The organism is Trichormus sp. NMC-1 (assembly GCF_001858025.1).
GTDB lineage: Bacteria > Cyanobacteriota > Cyanobacteriia > Cyanobacteriales > Nostocaceae > Anabaena.
Genome location: NZ_LZQD01000001.1, coordinates 1 through 19427 on the forward strand (window position 1 = coordinate 1; position 19427 = coordinate 19427).

The following is a 19427-nucleotide window of genomic DNA, read 5'->3' on the forward strand; positions in this document are numbered from 1 at the left end:
TGTCAACAGGATTTGAGACGCGCTAACCCTGACTCTTAACAGGGAACAGGGAATAAATTGGTGTGTACTTCATTAGACTGGGAAACGCTATATTATCCTATAGTGAAGCAAAAAAAATGGATACTAGGACTTACGCATTGACAGAATAACAAAATAGTGCATTGATAAATAAGAGTCGTCGAGTAATGGGTATGAGAGAATGAGAGAAATTACTAAACCCTCGACAGCACAATGCAATCTAGACATCTACACCTTATTTTTGCTGTCAGAGCCAAAGTATGGAGGGTGCAGTAGGTTAGCGGAGATATTGGGAGATGTTTCACATGATAGTGTAAACCGCTTTTTATTGAGAGAGAGATACGAACCCAAAGATTTATTCAGCATAATAGAGAAAATTATCAATCTGGAAGGAGGGATATTAAGTGTAGACGATACAGTCATAGAAAAGATTTACAGCGACCCTAAAAATGCGGAATTAATCAGTTATTTTTGGTCAGGGAAAGCCCATAAAACTATTATTGGCTTAAATTTAATTAGTCTATATTACAGTGATATTAATGGTAATTCAGTACCAATAAATTATAGAATATATGATAAAAAGGAGGGAAAAACAAAAAACGATTATTTTAGAGAAATGGTAATTGAAATAATAAGCTGGGGAGTCAAACCCAGAATGGTAACAGGAGATAGTTGGTATTCTGGAGTAGAAAACTTGAAATTTCTAAAAAACCAGAAATTGGGTTTCCTATTCGGAATTGAAAAAAATAGAACTGTTTCAAATGAGCCACACAAGTATTGTCAAGTAAGCACTCTGGCTATTCCCCAAGAAGGATTAAGGACTCATCTGAAAGAATTTGGATTTATAAAATTGTTTAGGAAAGACTTTAAAAAGGAAGACTCTAGACATTATATTTTATATCTACTAGATGAATCTGATTTCCTGTCGTTACCGATGTCAATCCCGAACCCACCACACCACTTAGTGTAGCTTGACCTACCGCGAGTACATGATTACCGATAGCTTTCCGTACCGTTAACTCAAAATTATCGCTTTTGAGCGTTACTTCTGCAATATCCGTTTGTGCAATAGTTGCCAGTAGTTGGCGGATTTCATTAAAGTCTAATGGCACAGTTTTTTTTACCTCGACCTAAACGTAAATGAAAATCTTAAGTGTGGCAGAGATTTAATCCCTTTATAAACAAGGGATTGAAATCGGTAATACCAATTTTGGATTGGTAATTGGTAATTGGAGAATGATTCCCTATTACCCAGTCACTATCAGGTGTAGAAACTTTGTTTTTATCACAATTCATGATACCCATTGGGGTATTGAAACATTTCATCGAGCCATAAAACAAGTATGTGGAATTTGTCGGTTCATGGTTAGAGATACCTGTGCAATCAAAACTCATATATTTTGTTCACTTCAAGCTTTTGTGAAATTGGAGTTTATGCGCTCTGAAAATATAATTAGCAATTGGTATGAAGTACAAAGGAATCTGTTTACTTCTGTTGTCCGTGAGCATATTTTTGCCAACCTTCGCAAGGATGCCATTATCTAGACTACATAGATGATATTTTTTGTCAATGCGTAAGTCCTAGACTATTAATAACCTAGAAATTTTATAGTATAGGTTAACTTTGTCAAGATAATTTAGATGCGTTTCGCCTGATGAAGCAGCTTGAGGAGCGTGTTTTTTAATTACAGGAGTAATGGTTGAAATAATGGTGGCAAATTCTATGATCATGTCTAATTACCGGAAAGTTACCGAAGAGGACGCGGAGAGTCGTCTGTGTCCGACGTTCGACGCAAATGGTTTCAAGCCCCCGACTTAAGTCGTGGAGAATAAAAAAGACATTCCTTGCTGGAATCTCCTGGCTTTAGACATGGGGTATCCCCGTGTCCCCTTCAAAATTCAAATTCACACACCTAACACTGATACTTGCATACTTCTTTTCTATATCAGTCTTGCGAATTTTAGATAATTAATGGCAAAGTATTTACCGCATAAGCTTTCCAGCTTGTTATCTGTCGCCATTATTTTTTGTATTGGTATTGTATATTACAATTTTTTATAATAAAACTCTTATCCCCTGACCGCCTTACACTGAGATATATACATTTGTAAATCATTCTTAACAAAATGTTTAAATCTTTATGTAATAACAAATTTAAATATATATGTAGGCAAATTTTGAAAAATAACTTATTGAATTATTGATATATTGTGGGGTAAGCTACAAATTCACTGATGTGCAACTTCTTCTCCCTTGCCCATCCCATGACTAAACCTCTCTTAAGTGAAATTGCCTGATGATGAATCTTTACCGTCTTTAGGTAAAGGTATCAGACTAAAAAAAAGACAATTGCAGCAAACCAGCTTTATACACTGGAATGCAACGGTTTTTCAGGCAAAAATTCCTCAGACGGCTTGTAAAGCCAAAAAGTTGATCTTGAATTAAGTGGGTTTAGTAGGGTATGCAAACTCAAGATGAAAAGATTTTGTATTCCTGGGACGAAAAATAACAGCGTCAAATAGTGCGTCTGAAAAATATGGTAAAAAATTTGTTGCGGTAAATTGCTACTGTAACCAGGTTTGTGCAGCAGTAATACTGCCACCATCGAGCCGTATCGCCCCTAACTATAAGCAAAACTTATAATTTCATTAAGAATGAAGAAAGGATAGGGATGAGAAGAAGTTGCACATAACGTGATTTGATAGTAAAAAGAGAGACTTGTTGGAAGGAAAATATGTCTTACGCTCAAACGAAAACTCAGGCTAAGTCTGGGTATCAAGCTGGGGTTAAAGATTACAGACTAACTTATTACACACCTGATTACACTCCTAAAGATACAGACCTTTTAGCAGCATTCCGGATGACTCCCCAACCCGGAGTTCCTCCTGAAGAAGCTGGTGCGGCTGTAGCTGCTGAGTCTTCCACTGGTACTTGGACAACAGTTTGGACAGACTTGTTGACCGACCTAGATCGCTACAAAGGTCGTTGTTACGATATCGAACCAGTTCCCGGTGAAGACAACCAGTACATCTGTTACGTTGCTTATCCTTTGGATCTGTTTGAAGAAGGTTCTGTAACCAACGTATTGACCTCTATCGTCGGTAACGTATTTGGTTTCAAAGCTCTGCGGGCGCTACGTTTGGAAGACATTCGTTTCCCTGTAGCTTACATCAAGACTTTCCAAGGACCACCTCACGGTATTCAAGTTGAACGCGACAAGTTGAACAAATACGGTCGTCCTCTGTTGGGTTGTACAATTAAGCCCAAATTAGGTCTTTCCGCTAAGAACTACGGACGCGCTGTATACGAATGTTTGCGTGGTGGTTTGGACTTCACCAAAGACGACGAAAATATCAACTCCGCACCATTCCAAAGATGGCGCGATCGCTTCTTGTTCGTAGCTGAAGCTATCAACAAAGCACAAGCAGAAACCGGCGAAATCAAGGGTCACTACCTGAACGTTACCGCTCCTACCTGCGAACAAATGTTGCAACGGGCTGAGTACGCTAAAGAACTCAAAATGCCCATCATCATGCACGATTACCTGACCGCAGGTTTCACAGCTAACACCACATTGTCTCGTTGGTGTCGTGATAACGGTATTCTGTTGCACATTCACCGTGCTATGCACGCTGTAATTGACCGTCAGAAAAACCACGGTATCCACTTCCGCGTATTGGCTAAAGCTCTTCGCTTGTCTGGTGGTGATCACATCCACACCGGTACAGTAGTTGGTAAGTTGGAAGGTGAACGTGGAATCACAATGGGCTTCGTTGACCTATTGCGTGAAAACTACGTTGAGCAAGACAAGTCTCGCGGTATTTACTTTACCCAAGACTGGGCTTCTCTACCTGGTGTAATGGCAGTTGCTTCTGGTGGTATCCACGTATGGCATATGCCCGCGTTGGTAGAAATCTTTGGTGATGACTCCGTACTACAATTCGGTGGTGGTACTTTGGGACACCCCTGGGGTAACGCTCCTGGTGCTACCGCTAACCGCGTAGCTTTAGAAGCAGTTGTTCAAGCTCGTAACGAAGGCCGTAACTTGGCTCGTGAAGGTAACGATATTATCCGCGAAGCTGCTAAGTGGTCTCCTGAATTGGCTGTTGCTTGCGAACTGTGGAAAGAAATTAAGTTCGAGTTTGAAGCAATGGATACCGTCTGATGATTTAGGATTTGGGATTTTGGATTTGGGATTCATTAAAAATTCCCAATCTAAAATCTAAAATCTATAGGGCTGGGGTCAAGCATGGATCTAAAGCAAATTGCGAAAGACACAGCCAAAACTCTTCAAAGCTACCTGACTTATCAGGCGCTAAGGACGGTATTGGCACAGCTAGGCGAAACAAATCCTCCTTTAGCACATTGGTTGCAAAACTTTTCCGCTGGCAAAATCCAAGACGGAGAAGCGTATATTGAGGAACTGTTTCTGGAAAAGTCAGATTTGGCTTTGCGGATTATGACTGTCAGGGAACACATAGCGGCGGAAGTGGCAGATTTCTTACCAGAAATGGTTTGTACTGGCATTCAGCAAGCCAATATGGAACAGCGTCGCCAGCATCTCGAACGCATTACGCAACTAAATTTATCAAGTCCCAGCCCGGAAACACCAAAGACAGACAATATCTGATAGCCTGCGTGGCGTAGCCATTCCTAATTTGGATAATTTATCCAGTTAGTTCAGTCAAAGAAATAGTAAAAAATCTCCCCCACTTATCAAAAGCTATGCAAACTTTACCAAAAGAGCGTCGTTACGAAACCCTTTCTTATCTTCCCCCTCTGTCTGACGCGCAAATTGCCAAGCAAGTTCAGTACATTATCACACAAGGTTTTATTCCTGCAATTGAATTCAACGAAACTTCTGAACCTACAGAACTTTATTGGACAATGTGGAAGTTGCCTTTGTTCGGCGCTAAAACTGCTCAAGAAGTATTGAGCGAAGTTCAAGGTTGCCGTTCTCAGTATAGTAACTGCTACATCCGTGTTGTTGGTTTTGACAACATTAAGCAGTGTCAAGTTATGAGCTTTCTTGTTCACAAACCCAGCAGATACTAAGAGCTAATTAGCTAATAGTTATTTGATAAATTAAAAAGAGGGGTAGAGTTTTCTATCTCTCTTTTTTTAGTTTTGATAGAGAATAGAATTGTCGGTTGAGTCGCACACACAAAGCTAAAGGTGATTATTATGCAACAAATTACTGTTAATGAAGCATCTCAACATTTATCTGATTTAATTGAAGCCGCACTTGGTGGTGATGAAATTATCATCATGAAAGATAATCAACCTGTAGTGAAATTAATTCCTGTATTACCAATTAAACACCGTCGTCAACCTGGTAGTGCTAAAGGAATGGTAACAATGGCTGATGATTTTGACGCACCTTTAGAAGATTTTCAGGAATATATGTGATGATGTTTTTGATAGATACACATACATTTATTTGGTATGTAACAGATAACTCTCGACTTAGTAATCAAGTTTTAGAATTGATTAACGATGAGAATAATCAGATCTCTTAAAAATCATAGCCCATGATATAGTCATCCATGACAAATCCACCACCAAAGTCTTTAACCTGACTATCAATAATTTTAAAACCAAATCTGGTATAAGCTTTAATTCCTTTTTCATTCCTTTTATTGACATTGAGAATAATTTGTTTAAAATTCATTTTTTGCGCTTTTTCGTGTACATGAGATAACATCTTTTGACCATAACCCAAACCATGTAATGATGGTAATAAATAACATTTATGTAATTTTAAATAACTAATATTATCCATTATTTCTGAACCATAGGATAAATAACCCACTAATTCAGAATTATGTAAAACCTTATCATAAAATATCCCTTGGCTATAAATTTCATTTTCAATTATTCCTGTTCCATACATTTTACTCAGCATATAATCGATTTGTTCATTGCTGATTATTGTAGAATAATGGGTATACCAAATTTTTTCACTGATTTTTCTCATTTCTTCTAAATCAGAATCTAATAACTTGGTAATGGTAATTGATGAATCATTCATAGTGATAATTACAGATAAATTAAATCTAATGAAAGTAAAAATTAAGGTAAGGATTCAGGTGTAAGTATTTCCAAATTTAATTTACCATTTAATTGACTATGGTTACAAAAAAAATCTATGATGATCTCAATAAATCATAACTGGAGATAATTCTATGAGTTACTATATTGCTCCCAGCTTTCTTGATAAACTTGCAGTTCATATTACCAAAAACTTTTTAAATATTCCTGGTATTCGAGTTCCCCTGATTTTAGGTATTCATGGCCGCAAAGGAGAGGGAAAATCCTTTCAATGCGAGTTAGTCTTTGAAAAAATGGGTATCGAAGTAACTTTGATATCTGGGGGAGAATTAGAAAGTCCAGACGCGGGAGATCCTGCGCGGTTGATTCGGTTACGTTATCGGGAAACAGCAGAATTAATCAAGGTACGGGGGAAAATGTGCGTACTGATGATTAATGATTTAGATGCAGGTGCAGGGCGCTTTGACGAAGGCACTCAATATACAGTAAATACCCAGTTGGTAAATGCCACACTGATGAATATTGCTGATAATCCCACAGATGTGCAGTTACCGGGAAGTTATGATTCCAATCCTTTATGTCGTGTTCCGATTATTGTGACTGGAAATGATTTTTCTACTCTCTATGCACCATTAATTCGTGATGGGAGAATGGACAAATTTTACTGGGAACCTAACCGCGATGATAAGGTGGGAATTGTCGGCGGAATTTTTGCGCCTGATGGACTTTCACAAAGAGAAATTGAACAATTAGTTGATACTTTTCCTCATCAATCTATTGACTTTTTTAGCGCCTTACGTTCTCGAATTTATGATGAACAAATCCGCGAATTTATTCATCAAATCGGTTTTGAAAATGTTTCTTTACGAGTGGTAAACAGTTTAGAGGGACCGCCAGCATTTAAAAAGCCAGATTTTACTCTATCTCATTTAATTGAGTCCGGTAAATTTATGGTGGGTGAACAAAAACGGGTGGAAACTTCTCATTTAGTTGATGAATATAATCGCTTAAATCGAGGGAAAGGTTATCAAGCAGCTTCTCCTGTTGCGGAAATTCCAGTTAGTAAACCTGTGGTTAATCAATCTACCCATTTAACTTTAGAAACTCAAGAACAAGTCCGCCAAATTTTAGCTCAAGGTTACAAAATTGGGATTGAACACGTTGATGAACGTCGTTTTCGCACAGGTTCTTGGCAAAGTTGTGGTTCTTTCAATATTGATGCACATTCCGATGCTATTTCTATGTTAGAATCTTGTTTGGCTGAATATAGCGGTGAATATGTCCGCTTAGTAGGTATTGATCCGCAAGCCAAGCGTAGAGTATTAGAAACAATTATTCAGCGTCCGAATGGCAAGTAATTAGGATTTTTTAATGTAGAGACATTCCGGCGGAACGTCTCTACAGAAGTTGAATTTAATATTTAGCGAACTGGAGTTAAAAATAGTTTGGCTTCTGCCTGTCTTCTCCGCCTTAAACCTGCTTCTACATTAGTTCCGGGATTTCTATATTTTAGAAAAGTTTCTTCAATTTCATCCCATTTTTTATCTCTCAAGACTCTAGTCATGCTTTGGAAGTTGGAACCACCATAGAAGTTAGCACCTAAGTTATAACCAAAGCTTAATAAAGCTCCTTGTTGGTTGACATTTAATTCGTTCCAAACAGGTATTTTGATTAGGGGTGGTAAATACTTAGTTTCTAACTGAAAAATTAAAATTTCCTCTGCTTCTGCTTTGGTAATTGTTTCACCCAGTTTCCATTCACTACCATCTTTTTTGCGAGTAGTTCCCCAACCAATGGTGATGGGTTTACCTCCAGAGAGAGGATCTGGATAAGCTTTTAGAAATAATCCTTCAAATTCTTTAATGAGAGCAACTCCAGGAAGTGGTAGTTTTCCAGATGAACCACCATAAAGATTTTTGAAATCAATATTTAGACTTTGTTCCTGAACTAGGGCTTGGGCTGGGGGTTTGTTTGGTGTGGTGATGAGATTATCAAGAGATTGATTTAAAGCATTCTGAGTTTTTTTTCCTACTATTCCATCTGCTATTAAACCCTGTTGTTGTTGAAATTTTTGGACGGCGGCGAAGGTTTTATTACCAAAATCACCATCTATTGGGCCGGGATTGAGTTTAAGGTTTGTTAAAATTCTTTGCAACTGCTGAACTTTTTGTCCTTTCGTGCCTTTTCTGAGAATTTCATTACTATTGAGAATCAATTTGGTGGTCATAAGGCTATCCTTTTTCTAAGACAATTGTGAGAACGTTGCTGAATTTAGATATGAATTTCTACAATACTCACTTTTCAAGTTTGATTTTTGGCATTTACTTTGAGAGGATGTTGGGAAAGTCATAAAATTAACCCTAAAATCTATCTCCTTGTAAAGAAGAGGGATTAGATTTTTGGAGGTTATTGGTTTTATGGAATACTTTTTAAACATCCTCTTATGAGTAAAGCTCATTCATATTCTTATTCAGCAAAGCTTTTTTAGTTTTTATCTTGGGAGTTGGTTGTAAATAGTGACGGCTTTTTCTGCTTTCTTAACCGATTAAAGGTTCAGACATAAAAGTGTACTCAGTTGATGCTTTTGATATCAAAGAGTATAAAACCAATCCTGGTATTTAGGCTTATACTGTGTAAAAAATTAATGATGATAATACAAATAGATGAAATTTAGAAATCAAATAACGAATTATGATAAGTTATTGCCAATCTAAAATTCCAAAATTGATATGCCTTGGTTTGTAAAGATTGAAGCAGGTAGAGTAGATAAACCCACCTTTGATCAATATGTACCCGCCCATACAGCTTATGTACAAAACTTGATAGACAAAGGACATAAAGCCAAAACAGGCTATTGGGCGCAACGGGGAGGCGGGATGATGCTGTTTGAGGCGGCATCTATGGATGAAGCACAGGCGATAGTTGCTGGTGATCCCTTGGTACAGAACGGTTGTGTCAGTTATCAACTTTACGAATGGCGAATTGTTATGGAATGACACACAATTACTGACTTTTGATGTTATGATACTAAAAGACCTGGATCTATGCGACTTCAACGCCCAAATCTTGTCAGGACCGGAAGGTAGCAGCAATACGGGATGCTTGTGGTAGGCGTAGTCTCCGGGTCGCCCCATTTTTAGGAGCGCTCTACAGCAATGCCTGGTTTTGGAGATATTGTTCAAAAAGCTTTTTACCTCGGTGTTGGCTTGGCTTCTTACGCCGGCGAAAAAGCGGGGGGGAAATTAGCCGAACTGCGATCGCAAGTCCAAAAACTGGCTGATGAAATGGTGGCTAAGGGCGAAATGAATACCGAAGAAGCTCGTCGTTTCGTTGAAGATATGATGAAGCAAGCCCAGCAGCCCCAAACATCCAGTACACAGCCTGAAAAAACAGCCCCTTCTGAACCTCGTCGCATCGAAATTTTGGAGGTAGATGAAGAACCAACTGTGAAACAACCAGCAACCGAAAATGTTGATCATTTACGGGATCAAGTGCTAGAACTGCAAAAACAACTAGAAAGATTGAAACATGATCAGTAAAAGCTACTTTTTACTCTGATCATCAGCACAGTCGGTAAGTTGAAAATGGCGCGATACTTAAAGCTGGGTGATGTGCATTAATATGTATTTTAGCACTGCCAACCTAGCTGAATAAAGCGCCCTATTTTTAGGTATTAAGGGCGTTAAGTTTATGGAACCGTGGCAAAAAGATTTAGTTGACATCATCGAAACTGTGGCTGATGAAGTAGAACGCTTCTTCCTAGGAATGAATGACATGGTTGATGCATTTTTTGAACTAACGGAAGAAATTACTGAGCAAGTAAGCAATAATATTGCTATTGAAATTGATCAGTATTTACAGGAATTGGCTGAACCGCTTCTAGAAATTTACTGGGAACTGGAAGACGTAGCAGGAGATGTAGATCCGGGTTTTCCTTATTCAGTTGAAGCTACGGCAGAACAAAATTCCGCTTGCATAGGTTGTAGCAATTATCATGGCCAAGTGTATGGCGGTAATTTATTAGTTTGTGCTATGCACCCCCACGGTTGCGATGATACAAGTTGTCCAGACTGGGAAAAAAGTAATACTGAGTTTTGAGTGTTAAGTTAATATTTATGAATCTCTGCATTTTTTTTGAATAATTTTATGAGTAGTTCCTTACCTGAGACTGTAACCCCAGCTAATCCAGAAATGAAGTATGGCGAACGTGAGATTGAGGAAGGAAAACTGATTACATTTCCTAATCCGCGTGTGGGTAGACGCTACGACATTAATATTAGTTTGCCGGAATTTACCTGTAAATGTCCATTTTCCGGTTATCCTGATTTTGCGACCATATATATTTCCTACATACCTGATGAAAGAGTAGTGGAATTGAAGGCGCTGAAACTCTATATTAATAGTTATCGCGATCGCTATATTTCCCACGAAGAATCAGCTAATCAAATTTTAGATGATTTTGTTGCCGCTTGTGACCCTTTGGAAGTAACGGTAAAGACAGATTTTACTCCCAGAGGGAATGTGCATACTGTTGTGGAAGTAAGACATCAAAAATAAGTTTTTTAACGTAGGTTTGTAGTGAGGACTTAAGTCCTTACTACGAACATTTTGGATATTTTTTCTGTATTACTAACCATATCGGCTCAATTTTTCAGAGATTTGCGACCAATTAATTTGTTAATAAATTTAAATACATTACCTGCAAAAGAACTTACAAAGCGGTAGGTTTTGCGAACCTTATTTAAAAATGAATAAGGTACTCGTAACCGCAAAGGATAGAAAATAGGCAAATATATAAAATAATAAGCCTTTTTCAGATCATCCCATTTTGAGCAGCGGTCCTGGTGGAGAAAATCAGAAATATCAACAACTAAACCCCGTCCCTCAAACATCATCACATTCTTTCCATGAACATCATGAGGTAAAAGTCCACGAGTCCGCGCATAATCCAAAGCACTATCAATATCTTTGATCACCTGGGGAGGAATACGCAAACCTCTGTGCAGACAGTCATAAAGGGTAACACCATATAATCTTTTTAAGACTAACAAGCCTTCTTGAGCATAAAAACACTCAGAAAAAGCCGGGTGGTAACCAAGACGACGGTAAACTTCTAGTTCCTCCTCAAACCCAGGACGACCGGTTGCGTAAACTTTGACTACCAAGTCTGGGTATTCAGGATGATAAACTACTGCTGCGTAGTTTCCTGTACCTAGAAGTTGCCAAGGGGGAGGAAGATGCCGCACTTGTGCTGGGTTGTGAGGATGGACACTTTCCACAATTAACTGGGGTATCAGTTCTTGGTGGATACTTGTAATCAGTGGCTGAATATTGGATTTATCCATAGGATAGAAGCAGCATTATGAGTGGTATCACATGAATAAAATACACCACTCAATTGCTATTATGCCCCATGAAGAAAAAATTATTTTTTTTCTGGGTCACTAAGTTGATCTAAAATTCCTAAAACTTCTTGTTCAAATGCCACTTGGGCGCGGTTAGTTTTACCACCGACATAGAGAATATTACCTTTTTGTAATGCCCAAATTTGGGAATGGGAAAAATAACTCATGACCACACCTAGCATTAGTAAACCAAATCCTGCATAAACAATGGGTATACCAGGATCATATTTAATTTGTAAACCTGTGCTACCAATAACATCAAGAATTTTCAAATTTATCCCATTCACAGGTATGGACATTCCCGCACGGACAGTATTAATTAATTTGCCTTTAGCATCATAAATTAAAACCATTCCTTGCAAATCTTTTGCTAGTAAGGAAACACCTTCACTTAAATCAGGTTTAGTTGGTATCCAAGTTCCCCAAAGTCTGCCTTTACCTTTGGTATCTAATTGTGCCATTGGTAATTGAAAAATCGGACTTTTATTTAATCTCACACGGACACTAGAAATTCCCCAATCTGTTTGATAGAAAACTACACCATGATAACGCAGTGGTTTGTTGACATAAATCTTCTCATGGTCAACTTCTTTCTCATCTTTATTCAACACAGACAGATCAGAATAAAATTGGTCAATTCCCCCCGTAGGTGTGTAATCAATCCAAAACCTATTTACACGCACTGACCAATCTTTTAATACATCTTGAGATGACCAAGCCCCAGCATCAATAAGATTTTTGACCTGGAATGTATCGCCACTAGAAATCATTTCTTGAGCCATAAATCCGGTCATTGCGCCCCAAATTCCACCCAGCAAAATGGCAACAATACCAATATGAACAATAATCGGACCAATGCGTCCAATTATGCCTTTACGGGCGTAAAGCATATCATCTTGTTCTGGATTTTTATCTTGAAATATTTTATAACGGTTTTTTTGTAAAATTGGCGTAAGTGACTGTAAAGGAACAGTCTCTAATTCTGCGCTCAAAGCTAATTTTTTAAAGTTGCGGGTTTCTTCGTAATATTTCCACTTTTGGGCAGCTTTTAGGGCTGGTAATTGACGGGTGAAAGTACAAGCTGTTAAGCTAGTTCCAAATAACACTAATAAAGCCAAAAACCACCAAGTTCGATAGACATGATCTAACCCAACTACTTGAATGACTTTCCAAGTCAAAAAACCAAATAAAGCCGGATGTTCTGGGTAGTTAGATTGGTAAAATGCAGGTGATTGTCCCTGTTCAATGACGGTACCACTAATGCTAAATAAGGCAATTACTAATAAGAGGATAATTGCCAAACGTAAATCAGTTAATACAGGCAAAATCTCCCGCCGGATAAATCGCCCAGGGATTAACCACCAACTTAATTCTGTGGATGTTGTATTATCTATAGTCATTGTCTAGAAACTGCCAATAGGAATGCGAGAAAGTAAAGAAAAAACACCAAAGCCTACCAATAATGCACCGCTGACAGGATTTATCCAACCTGACCAACGGCGCAATTCTAATATTTTTTTAATAGAAGCAGTAAACGTACCTGCTAAAATTAATGGTGCCACATATCCGGCTGTGTAAGAAAGTAATAAAACAGCACCTAAAATTAAATCTTGAGTATTAGCAACCCAACCTAATAAACTGGCTAAAACTGGTGTGCTACAGGGTGAAGCGACTAACCCAAATGTTAACCCAATCGAGTATGAACGCACTCCAGGAGGTAAATCTTGGGAAATCCAATTTGTCTCATTCAAAGATGGAAATTGTAGGGGTAGAGCTTCTAATAAGTTCAATCCCATAATAATAGCAATAATGCTAACTATAATTGGTAAACCAATTCCTATTTGCCCATAGACTTTTCCAACTAAACCTGCTATAATTCCCATCCCTGCCAGTGTAGTTGCTAATCCCAACGCAAACCAAGTTGATTGGGCTGCTGCTTGTAAGCGGGTTTTAGCTTCATAACCGCCGATATAGCCGATGGTAATGGGCAGCATGGAGAGCATACAAGGCGTGAGGCTGGTGAGCAAGCCGGCGGCAAAAATAATGGCAATGCTGACGACGCTAAGGTGGGTGAGTTGGTTAGCAACAAGGCTGTTTGCGAACTGTTCAAGTTGATAAATTTGTGTTTGCAGAGTCTCCAGCATGATTATTGTTAAAGGGGAAATGCTTACTCTGTTTGCATTTTAGCGTATTTTAGTTTGTTGTTTATCGGTTGGACTGACTGTGTGGAAAATCGACATCAATATTTAAAGATAATTTTTTCTAATATATTTAGGTTCAAAAATTGTTCTATCTGACAGTTTTCGCAATAGTTAAAGCTAATTCTCAACAATATTGAGAATATTATCAATAAGTTGACGAGATTTGGTGATTACAGGATTGATATTTTAGCTGTTCTGTGTTTATAATGTTTTTGAGTAAGATCCAAGGGTGTGTTATTACCTTAATTAAACATATAACCTCTGGGATAGCATTCCCAGTCTGGAGACTGGAAACTAGAAAATTGCTTCATGAATAATTTAGGATAGCTAAATATCCTCCCAGGTAATAGTCATCATCATTTCTTTATTGACTGCGGCTATTTTCACTAATCTGTTAGCTTGTCTTTCGATTGTTTTCTCAAAGATATTCCTAACAAGTCTACCATTTCCAAAACTATTATTTTTTTCAGAATATAACTTTGTGAAGTGTATTAGAAGTTTTTCTTTACCTCTGGGGGTTATTCTATAATGCTGTTGCTTACATATTCCCTCGAAAATATTTAATAGTTCTTCCGGTTTATAGTCATCAAAATAAAAATATCTATTAAATCTCGACTGTAAACCAGGATTAGCATCAATAAATATTGACATCTCATCACTATAACCAGCGACAATCACAACTAACCTATCTCGATAGTCTTCCATTCTTTTTAATAAAGTATCTATTGCTTCTTGTCCAAAATCTTTTCCTGAACCTGCTGGTGCTAGTGCGTAAGCTTCATCAATAAATAAAACTCCATCTAATGCTGAATTTACGACTTCATCTACTTTTAAAGCTGTTTGTCCAACATAACCTGCAACCAAACCTGATCTATCAGTTTCGACAACATGGCCTTTAGCAAGTATACCTAATTCTTTGTATATTAGACCCATTAAACGTGCAACCGTTGTTTTACCAGTTCCCGGAGGTCCACAAAATACTGAATGTAGGGAAATAGAAATATTTGGTAAACCTTGTTCTTGACGCATTTTCTGAACTTTCAAAAAATTGATAAAAGTGTTAATGTCATTTTTAACATTTTCCATTCCCACAAGGTGATTTAGTTTCTTAATCACATGATCTAAACCTTGAGAGTTAGAATCATGATTACCTGTACTATTAACCCTCTTACTTCCAGAGATATTTAACTCTCTTTTCATGCGTTGTAGTTCAGCTTCAATATTAGGATCTCGATAAGTCATCTTGTGTTAAGAATTTACTATTTTATGTATAAATACGGTTGGCATTGGTTCATTATAAATCAAAATATAAAATCAAGCAACCGACTACAAATCTTTTTCAATTGCAACTTACAAATTTTTATAATGAATATAAATCACTGTTCTATTTTATGAGAAATAAATTACCTAATATAGATCGTATCCGCGAACATCAAGCAAACGAGCGTACTTTTTTAGCTTGGTTACGCACTTCTATTGCATTAATTAGCTTTGGTTTTGCTATTTCCAGATTTGGTATATTTTTACGTCAAATTAATGCTGCTTTCACACAACAAGAATCTATTGTAAACCCCTTAATCAACTCTGAAAACTTGGGAATTTTTTTAGTAGTATTTGGTATTATTACTATTGTTTTAGCAGCATGGAGATACAATCAAATTTTCTGGCAAATTGAACAAGGCGACTATAGACCTAAACGTTTACCAGTGTTAATTATGACTGGAGCAGTTATAGTTTTTGGATTGCTGAGTATTCCCTTACTCTTAATAAGAAATCAACTACCTCAACGTCCGGTTTCTACACCTAAACAAAATCAATCTTTTCATATTCGGTAATTTTTTTAATTTAGTTAATAATTTACCCGCACCTATACCCTATTTTAAACATAAAAATTAGATGAAATACTTGTAAATTCTGGATTATTTGTTTTTGAGTACATTATTAATATAAAATAGAGCAGTATAAGCATAAGATGATAATATCTAAAAAATTGGCTATAAGCCAAAAATAATTAATATTTTGTAATTCATAAAAATGTAGAAAATATCACAATTTAACTTCCTGACTTTAGCTATTTTCAATGCTTATCTTTTGGGGTTCTCTGCATACAGTTTAAACAACCACAAAAGACACAGGAAGGAAAATCATGAACAAATCTTTTGCCACAATTGATGGTAATGAAGCCGTAGCCCGTGTAGCTTACAAATTAAATGAAGTAATTGCTATTTATCCTATCACCCCCTCTTCAAATATGGGTGAATGGGCTGATGCTTGGATGTCGGAAAATAAACCGAATCTTTGGGGTACTGTTCCCAATATCACTCAAATGCAAAGCGAAGGAGGGGCAATTGCTGCGGTACATGGGGCATTACAAACAGGTTCACTAAGTACAACTTTCACCGCTTCTCAGGGATTATTATTAATGATTCCTAATTTATACAAAATTGCGGGAGAATTAACCAGTTTTGTACTTCATGTTTCCGCTCGTTCTTTAGCTACACACGCTTTATCTATTTTCGGTGATCATAGTGATGTCATGGCTGCAAGGGCGACTGGTTTCGCTTTTTTGTGTTCGGCTTCTGTACAGGAAAGTCATGATTTTGCCTTAATTTCTCATGCTGCAACTTTAGAAGCAAGAGTACCATTTATGCACTTTTTCGATGGGTTTAGAACATCCCATGAAGTGCAAAAAGTTGAATTATTATCAGATGAAGATTTAGAGGAATTTATACCTTTAAAATTAGTATCTGCACATCGTCAACGGTGCTTAACTCCAGATAAGCCAGTATTACGAGGAACAGCCCAAAACCCCGATGTTTACTTTCAATCTCGTGAAGGTGCAAACCCTTATTATGATGGTTGTGCTGATATTGTCCAAAAAATTATGGACAAATTTGGAGAACGCACAGGCCGATATTACAAACTCTATGAATATCATGGAAGTACTGACGCAGAAAGAGTAATTGTAATTATGGGTTCTGGTTGTGAAACTGTCCATGAAACCGTAGATTATCTCAACAACCAAGGGGAAAAAGTCGGAGTTTTGAAAGTGCGCCTTTTCCGCCCTTTTGATGTGGCTAGATTTATAGAAGCATTACCTAATAGTGTCAAATCTATTGCCGTTCTTGATAGAACTAAAGAAGCCGGAAGCGCAGGAGAACCACTATATTTAGATGTGGTGACAGCCATTTATGAAGGCTGGAAAAAAACTACATTCCCGAAAATTGTTGGGGGAAGATATGGACTTTCTTCTAAAGAATTTACTCCCGCAATGGTGAAGAGTATTTTTGATAATCTTACCCTCATTAAACCCAAAAATCATTTTACAATTGGGATTAATGATGATGTCAGTTTCACTTCTTTGAATTTTGACCCCAATTTCTCAACAGAACCAGATCATGTAGTGCGAGCAATGTTCTATGGTTTAGGTTCAGATGGTACAGTGGGTGCAAATAAGAACTCCATCAAAATCATCGGTGAAGGCACAGAAAATAACGCCCAAGGTTACTTTGTTTATGATTCCAAAAAATCTGGTTCAATGACCGTTTCTCACCTGCGTTTTGGAACTGGCAAAATTCGCTCAACGTACCTCATAGACAAAGCTAATTTCATCGGTTGTCACCATTGGGGATTTGTGGAAAGCATTGATATTTTAAAAGCTGCTGCACCAGGGGCGACTTTGTTGTTAAATAGTCCTTATAATGCAGATACAGTTTGGGAAAATCTACCCCCAAGAGTTCAACAGCAAATTATTGACAAAGACCTGAAAGTTTACACTATTAACGCTAGTCAAGTAGCGAAAAATAGTGGTATGGGCAGAAGAATTAACACTATCATGCAGGTGTGTTTCTTTGCTTTAGCAGGAGTATTGACAGAAAAAGAAGCGATCTCTAAAATCAAACAAGCCATAGAAAAAACCTATGGTAAAAAAGGCGTAGATGTTGTCAACATGAATTTAAAAGCCGTAGACAACACCTTAGAAAATCTCCATGAAATCGAAATTCCCCTAGTAGAAAAAGGTAAATTATTTAATGTAGAGACGTTTCATGAAACGTCTCTACAAAAAAATAAACCCGAATTTGTCGAGAATGTTCTTGGGAAAATCATGGTTTGGGAAGGTGATGATTTACCTGTCAGTGCTTTACCTGCTGACGGAACTTTCCCCAGTGGAACTGCAAAATGGGAAAAACGCAACGTTGCGGAAGAAATACCCGTTTGGGATGGTGATGTCTGCGTTCAATGCGGTAAATGTGTGATGGTTTGTCCTCACGCTGCTATTCGCGCTAAAGCTTATCAAGCTAGTGAGTTAGTCAACGCACCGATAACTTTTAAATCAACTAACGCCAAAGATAAGGACTTTGCTAACCAGAAATTTACCATTCAGGTAGCCCCAGAAGACTGTACAGGCTGCGAAATTTGCGTTAGTGTCTGTCCTGCTAAAAACAAGGCTGAACCCACCCGCAAAGCCATTAATATGAGTCCGCAATTACCGTTGCGAGAACAAGAACGGGAAAATTGGAATTTCTTTTTGAGTTTACCAAATCCCGACAGTCGAAAATTGAAATTAAATCAAATTCGTCAACAACAACTCCAGGAACCATTGTTTGAATTTTCCGGTGCTTGTGCTGGGTGCGGAGAAACGCCCTACCTTAAATTATTAACACAATTATTTGGCGATCGCTCACTCGTTGCCAACGCCACCGGTTGTTCTTCCATTTACGGTGGAAATCTCCCCACAACTCCCTGGAGTCAAAATGCTGAGGGAAGAGGTCCCGCATGGTCCAATAGTTTATTTGAAGATAACGCCGAATTCGGTTTTGGTTATCGCTTATCTATAGACAAACAAGCGGAATTTGCAGGGGAATTATTGTCACAATTAAGTAGTAAAATTGGCGATAATTTAGTTAATGCAATTCTCAAAGCCGAACAAAAAACCGAAGCAGATATTTGGGAACAACGAGAAAGAATTGTCATTCTCAAACACAAATTAGCTGAGATTTTGGAAACTACAAAAGACGCAAATCTAAAATCCAAAATCCAAAATCTAAAATCCCTCGCTGATTATTTAGTCAAGAAAAGTGTGTGGATAGTTGGGGGTGATGGTTGGGCGTATGATATAGACTTTGGTGGTATTGATCATGTGATTTCCACAGGACGAAATGTGAACATTTTGGTCATGGATACAGAAGTTTATTCTAATACCGGAGGACAATCTTCTAAAGCCACTCCCAAAGCCGCAGTTGCAAAATATGCGACCGGTGGAAAACCTGCACCCAAGAAAGATTTGGGTTTAATGGCGATGACTTATGGTAATGTTTATGTGGCGAGTGTAGCGTTAGGGGCGCGAGATGAACATACACTCAAAGCATTTTTAGAAGCGGAAGCTTTTGACGGGCCATCAATCATTATTGCTTACAGTCATTGTATTGCTCACGGTATTGATATGACCAAAGGTTTACATCAGCAAAAGGCGTTAGTAGACTCAGGAAGATGGTTGTTATATCGCTATAATCCGGCATTACAAACCCAGGGGAAAAATCCCCTACAATTGGATATGAAAGCACCTTCTGAATCGGTAGAAAAATCAATGTATCAAGAGAACCGATTTAAGATGTTAACGAAGAGTAAACCAGAAGTTGCGAAACAGTTGCTAGAACAAGCGCAAGCAGAAGTTAATGCAAGATGGGAAATGTATCAATATTTAGCGAATAGGTAAAGAGTTTTCATCATTTGTGTAGGTTGGTTTGACGC

At 37.8% G+C, this 19427-nt stretch carries 16 protein-coding genes, 1 other RNA gene and 4 pseudogenes; 14 read left to right on the forward strand and 7 right to left on the reverse strand.

The features are described from left to right. Positions 1–259 precede the first annotated feature (259 nt). Positions 260–931 (forward strand): annotated as a pseudogene (locus A9Y75_RS00005) (IS701 family transposase); the annotation flags it as partial. A gap of 16 nt (positions 932–947) precedes the next feature. Here the strand turns inward: A9Y75_RS00005 and A9Y75_RS29185 are convergent. After that, a pseudogene (locus tag A9Y75_RS29185) lies at positions 948–1130 on the reverse strand (acetyl-CoA carboxylase, biotin carboxyl carrier protein); the annotation flags it as partial. 169 nt (positions 1131–1299) lie between these two features. Between A9Y75_RS29185 and A9Y75_RS00010 the strand changes: the two are divergent. The 5 genes and pseudogenes from A9Y75_RS00010 to A9Y75_RS00030 form a co-directional block, all read left to right on the forward strand. Then, positions 1300–1563: pseudogene (locus A9Y75_RS00010) on the forward strand (IS701 family transposase); the annotation flags it as partial. A gap of 1190 nt (positions 1564–2753) precedes the next feature. Next, positions 2754–4184 carry a form I ribulose bisphosphate carboxylase large subunit gene (locus A9Y75_RS00015; protein ID WP_016949411.1) on the forward strand — a complete coding sequence of 477 codons (1431 nt, stop codon included), beginning with the start codon at positions 2754–2756 and terminating at the stop codon, positions 4182–4184. A gap of 84 nt (positions 4185–4268) precedes the next feature. Beyond that, positions 4269–4698, forward strand: a pseudogene (locus A9Y75_RS00020) (chaperonin family protein RbcX). A 46-nt stretch (positions 4699–4744) separates the two neighbouring features. Next, positions 4745–5074 carry a ribulose bisphosphate carboxylase small subunit gene (locus tag A9Y75_RS00025; RefSeq protein WP_071187038.1) on the forward strand — a complete coding sequence of 110 codons (330 nt, stop codon included), beginning with the start codon at positions 4745–4747 and terminating at the stop codon, positions 5072–5074. A 129-nt stretch (positions 5075–5203) separates the two neighbouring features. Then, positions 5204–5428 carry a type II toxin-antitoxin system prevent-host-death family antitoxin gene (locus tag A9Y75_RS00030; protein WP_071187040.1) on the forward strand — a complete coding sequence of 75 codons (225 nt, stop codon included), beginning with the start codon at positions 5204–5206 and terminating at the stop codon, positions 5426–5428. Between the two features lie 106 nt (positions 5429–5534). Here the strand turns inward: A9Y75_RS00030 and A9Y75_RS00035 are convergent, their stop codons facing one another. Further along, entirely contained in the window at positions 5535–6050 is a 516-nt protein-coding gene (locus A9Y75_RS00035) for a GNAT family N-acetyltransferase (protein ID WP_071187041.1), read from the reverse strand. 154 nt (positions 6051–6204) lie between these two features. Here A9Y75_RS00035 and A9Y75_RS00040 point away from each other — a divergent pair, with 154 nt between their 5' ends. Continuing rightward, on the forward strand, positions 6205–7428 hold the full coding sequence (locus A9Y75_RS00040) for a ribulose bisphosphate carboxylase small subunit (RefSeq protein ID WP_071187043.1): 1224 nt from the start codon (positions 6205–6207) through the stop codon (positions 7426–7428). Positions 7429–7490: 62 nt separating this feature from the next. On the opposite strand, the gene A9Y75_RS00045 is transcribed toward A9Y75_RS00040, so the two are convergent. After that, a complete protein-coding gene (locus A9Y75_RS00045; protein WP_071187045.1) occupies positions 7491–8297 on the reverse strand; it encodes a peptidoglycan-binding protein in 807 nt (268 codons plus the stop codon). A gap of 502 nt (positions 8298–8799) precedes the next feature. On the opposite strand from A9Y75_RS00045, the gene A9Y75_RS00050 reads away from it, so the two are divergent. From A9Y75_RS00050 to queF, 5 genes are all read left to right on the forward strand, one after another. Then, positions 8800–9066: a YciI family protein gene (locus A9Y75_RS00050; protein WP_071187047.1), complete on the forward strand. Its 267-nt coding sequence runs from the start codon at positions 8800–8802 to the stop codon at positions 9064–9066. Positions 9067–9103: 37 nt separating this feature from the next. Continuing rightward, an RNA gene (gene ffs, locus A9Y75_RS00055) (signal recognition particle sRNA small type) lies at positions 9104–9200 on the forward strand. Between the two features lie 25 nt (positions 9201–9225). Beyond that, positions 9226–9609 carry a phasin family protein gene (locus tag A9Y75_RS00060; protein WP_071187048.1) on the forward strand — a complete coding sequence of 128 codons (384 nt, stop codon included), beginning with the start codon at positions 9226–9228 and terminating at the stop codon, positions 9607–9609. Positions 9610–9760: 151 nt separating this feature from the next. Beyond that, positions 9761–10168 (forward strand): hypothetical protein, encoded by a 408-nt coding sequence (locus A9Y75_RS00065; RefSeq protein WP_071187050.1) that lies wholly within the window; start codon positions 9761–9763, stop codon positions 10166–10168. Between the two features lie 48 nt (positions 10169–10216). Then, positions 10217–10627, forward strand: a complete 411-nt coding sequence (gene queF, locus A9Y75_RS00070; RefSeq protein ID WP_071187052.1) for a preQ(1) synthase — start codon at positions 10217–10219, stop codon at positions 10625–10627. 86 nt (positions 10628–10713) lie between these two features. Here queF and A9Y75_RS00075 read toward each other — a convergent pair whose 3' ends face one another. The 4 genes from A9Y75_RS00075 to A9Y75_RS00090 all read right to left on the reverse strand — a co-directional run bounded on the left by A9Y75_RS00075 (position 10714) and on the right by A9Y75_RS00090 (position 14918). Then, positions 10714–11415, reverse strand: a complete 702-nt coding sequence (locus A9Y75_RS00075; RefSeq protein WP_071187054.1) for a serine/threonine protein kinase — start codon at positions 11413–11415, stop codon at positions 10714–10716. A gap of 80 nt (positions 11416–11495) precedes the next feature. Further along, a complete protein-coding gene (locus tag A9Y75_RS00080) occupies positions 11496–12875 on the reverse strand; it encodes a cytochrome c biogenesis protein (RefSeq protein WP_071187057.1) in 1380 nt (459 codons plus the stop codon). A 3-nt stretch (positions 12876–12878) separates the two neighbouring features. Then, positions 12879–13619 (reverse strand): cytochrome c biogenesis protein CcdA, encoded by a 741-nt coding sequence (locus A9Y75_RS00085; RefSeq protein ID WP_071187059.1) that lies wholly within the window; start codon positions 13617–13619, stop codon positions 12879–12881. Positions 13620–14003: 384 nt separating this feature from the next. Continuing rightward, positions 14004–14918, reverse strand: a complete 915-nt coding sequence (locus A9Y75_RS00090; protein ID WP_071187061.1) for an AAA family ATPase — start codon at positions 14916–14918, stop codon at positions 14004–14006. A 149-nt stretch (positions 14919–15067) separates the two neighbouring features. Here A9Y75_RS00090 and A9Y75_RS00095 point away from each other — a divergent pair, with 149 nt between their 5' ends. Then, positions 15068–15511 carry a DUF202 domain-containing protein gene (locus A9Y75_RS00095; RefSeq protein ID WP_071187063.1) on the forward strand — a complete coding sequence of 148 codons (444 nt, stop codon included), beginning with the start codon at positions 15068–15070 and terminating at the stop codon, positions 15509–15511. Between the two features lie 311 nt (positions 15512–15822). Then, the gene (gene nifJ, locus A9Y75_RS00100) at positions 15823–19392 is read left to right on the forward strand and encodes a pyruvate:ferredoxin (flavodoxin) oxidoreductase (RefSeq protein WP_071187066.1); all 3570 of its coding nucleotides are present in this window, start codon (positions 15823–15825) and stop codon (positions 19390–19392) included. Positions 19393–19427 lie beyond the last annotated feature (35 nt).

Excerpts from the sequence above, each read along its gene's own strand:
- A9Y75_RS00015 (WP_016949411.1), top strand. The coding sequence starts at position 2,754 with ATGTCTTACGCTCAAACGAAAACTCAGGCTAAGTCTGGGTATCAAGCT.
- A9Y75_RS00025 (WP_071187038.1), top strand. The coding sequence starts at position 4,745 with ATGCAAACTTTACCAAAAGAGCGTCGTTACGAAACCCTTTCTTATCTT.
- A9Y75_RS00030 (WP_071187040.1), top strand. The coding sequence starts at position 5,204 with ATGCAACAAATTACTGTTAATGAAGCATCTCAACATTTATCTGATTTA.
- A9Y75_RS00035 (WP_071187041.1), bottom strand. The coding sequence starts at position 6,050 with ATGAATGATTCATCAATTACCATTACCAAGTTATTAGATTCTGATTTA.
- A9Y75_RS00040 (WP_071187043.1), top strand. The coding sequence starts at position 6,205 with ATGAGTTACTATATTGCTCCCAGCTTTCTTGATAAACTTGCAGTTCAT.
- A9Y75_RS00045 (WP_071187045.1), bottom strand. The coding sequence starts at position 8,297 with ATGACCACCAAATTGATTCTCAATAGTAATGAAATTCTCAGAAAAGGC.
- A9Y75_RS00050 (WP_071187047.1), top strand. The coding sequence starts at position 8,800 with ATGCCTTGGTTTGTAAAGATTGAAGCAGGTAGAGTAGATAAACCCACC.
- A9Y75_RS00060 (WP_071187048.1), top strand. The coding sequence starts at position 9,226 with ATGCCTGGTTTTGGAGATATTGTTCAAAAAGCTTTTTACCTCGGTGTT.
- A9Y75_RS00065 (WP_071187050.1), top strand. The coding sequence starts at position 9,761 with ATGGAACCGTGGCAAAAAGATTTAGTTGACATCATCGAAACTGTGGCT.
- queF (WP_071187052.1), top strand. The coding sequence starts at position 10,217 with ATGAGTAGTTCCTTACCTGAGACTGTAACCCCAGCTAATCCAGAAATG.
- A9Y75_RS00075 (WP_071187054.1), bottom strand. The coding sequence starts at position 11,415 with ATGGATAAATCCAATATTCAGCCACTGATTACAAGTATCCACCAAGAA.
- A9Y75_RS00080 (WP_071187057.1), bottom strand. The coding sequence starts at position 12,875 with ATGACTATAGATAATACAACATCCACAGAATTAAGTTGGTGGTTAATC.
- A9Y75_RS00085 (WP_071187059.1), bottom strand. The coding sequence starts at position 13,619 with ATGCTGGAGACTCTGCAAACACAAATTTATCAACTTGAACAGTTCGCA.
- A9Y75_RS00090 (WP_071187061.1), bottom strand. The coding sequence starts at position 14,918 with ATGACTTATCGAGATCCTAATATTGAAGCTGAACTACAACGCATGAAA.
- A9Y75_RS00095 (WP_071187063.1), top strand. The coding sequence starts at position 15,068 with ATGAGAAATAAATTACCTAATATAGATCGTATCCGCGAACATCAAGCA.
- nifJ (WP_071187066.1), top strand. The coding sequence starts at position 15,823 with ATGAACAAATCTTTTGCCACAATTGATGGTAATGAAGCCGTAGCCCGT.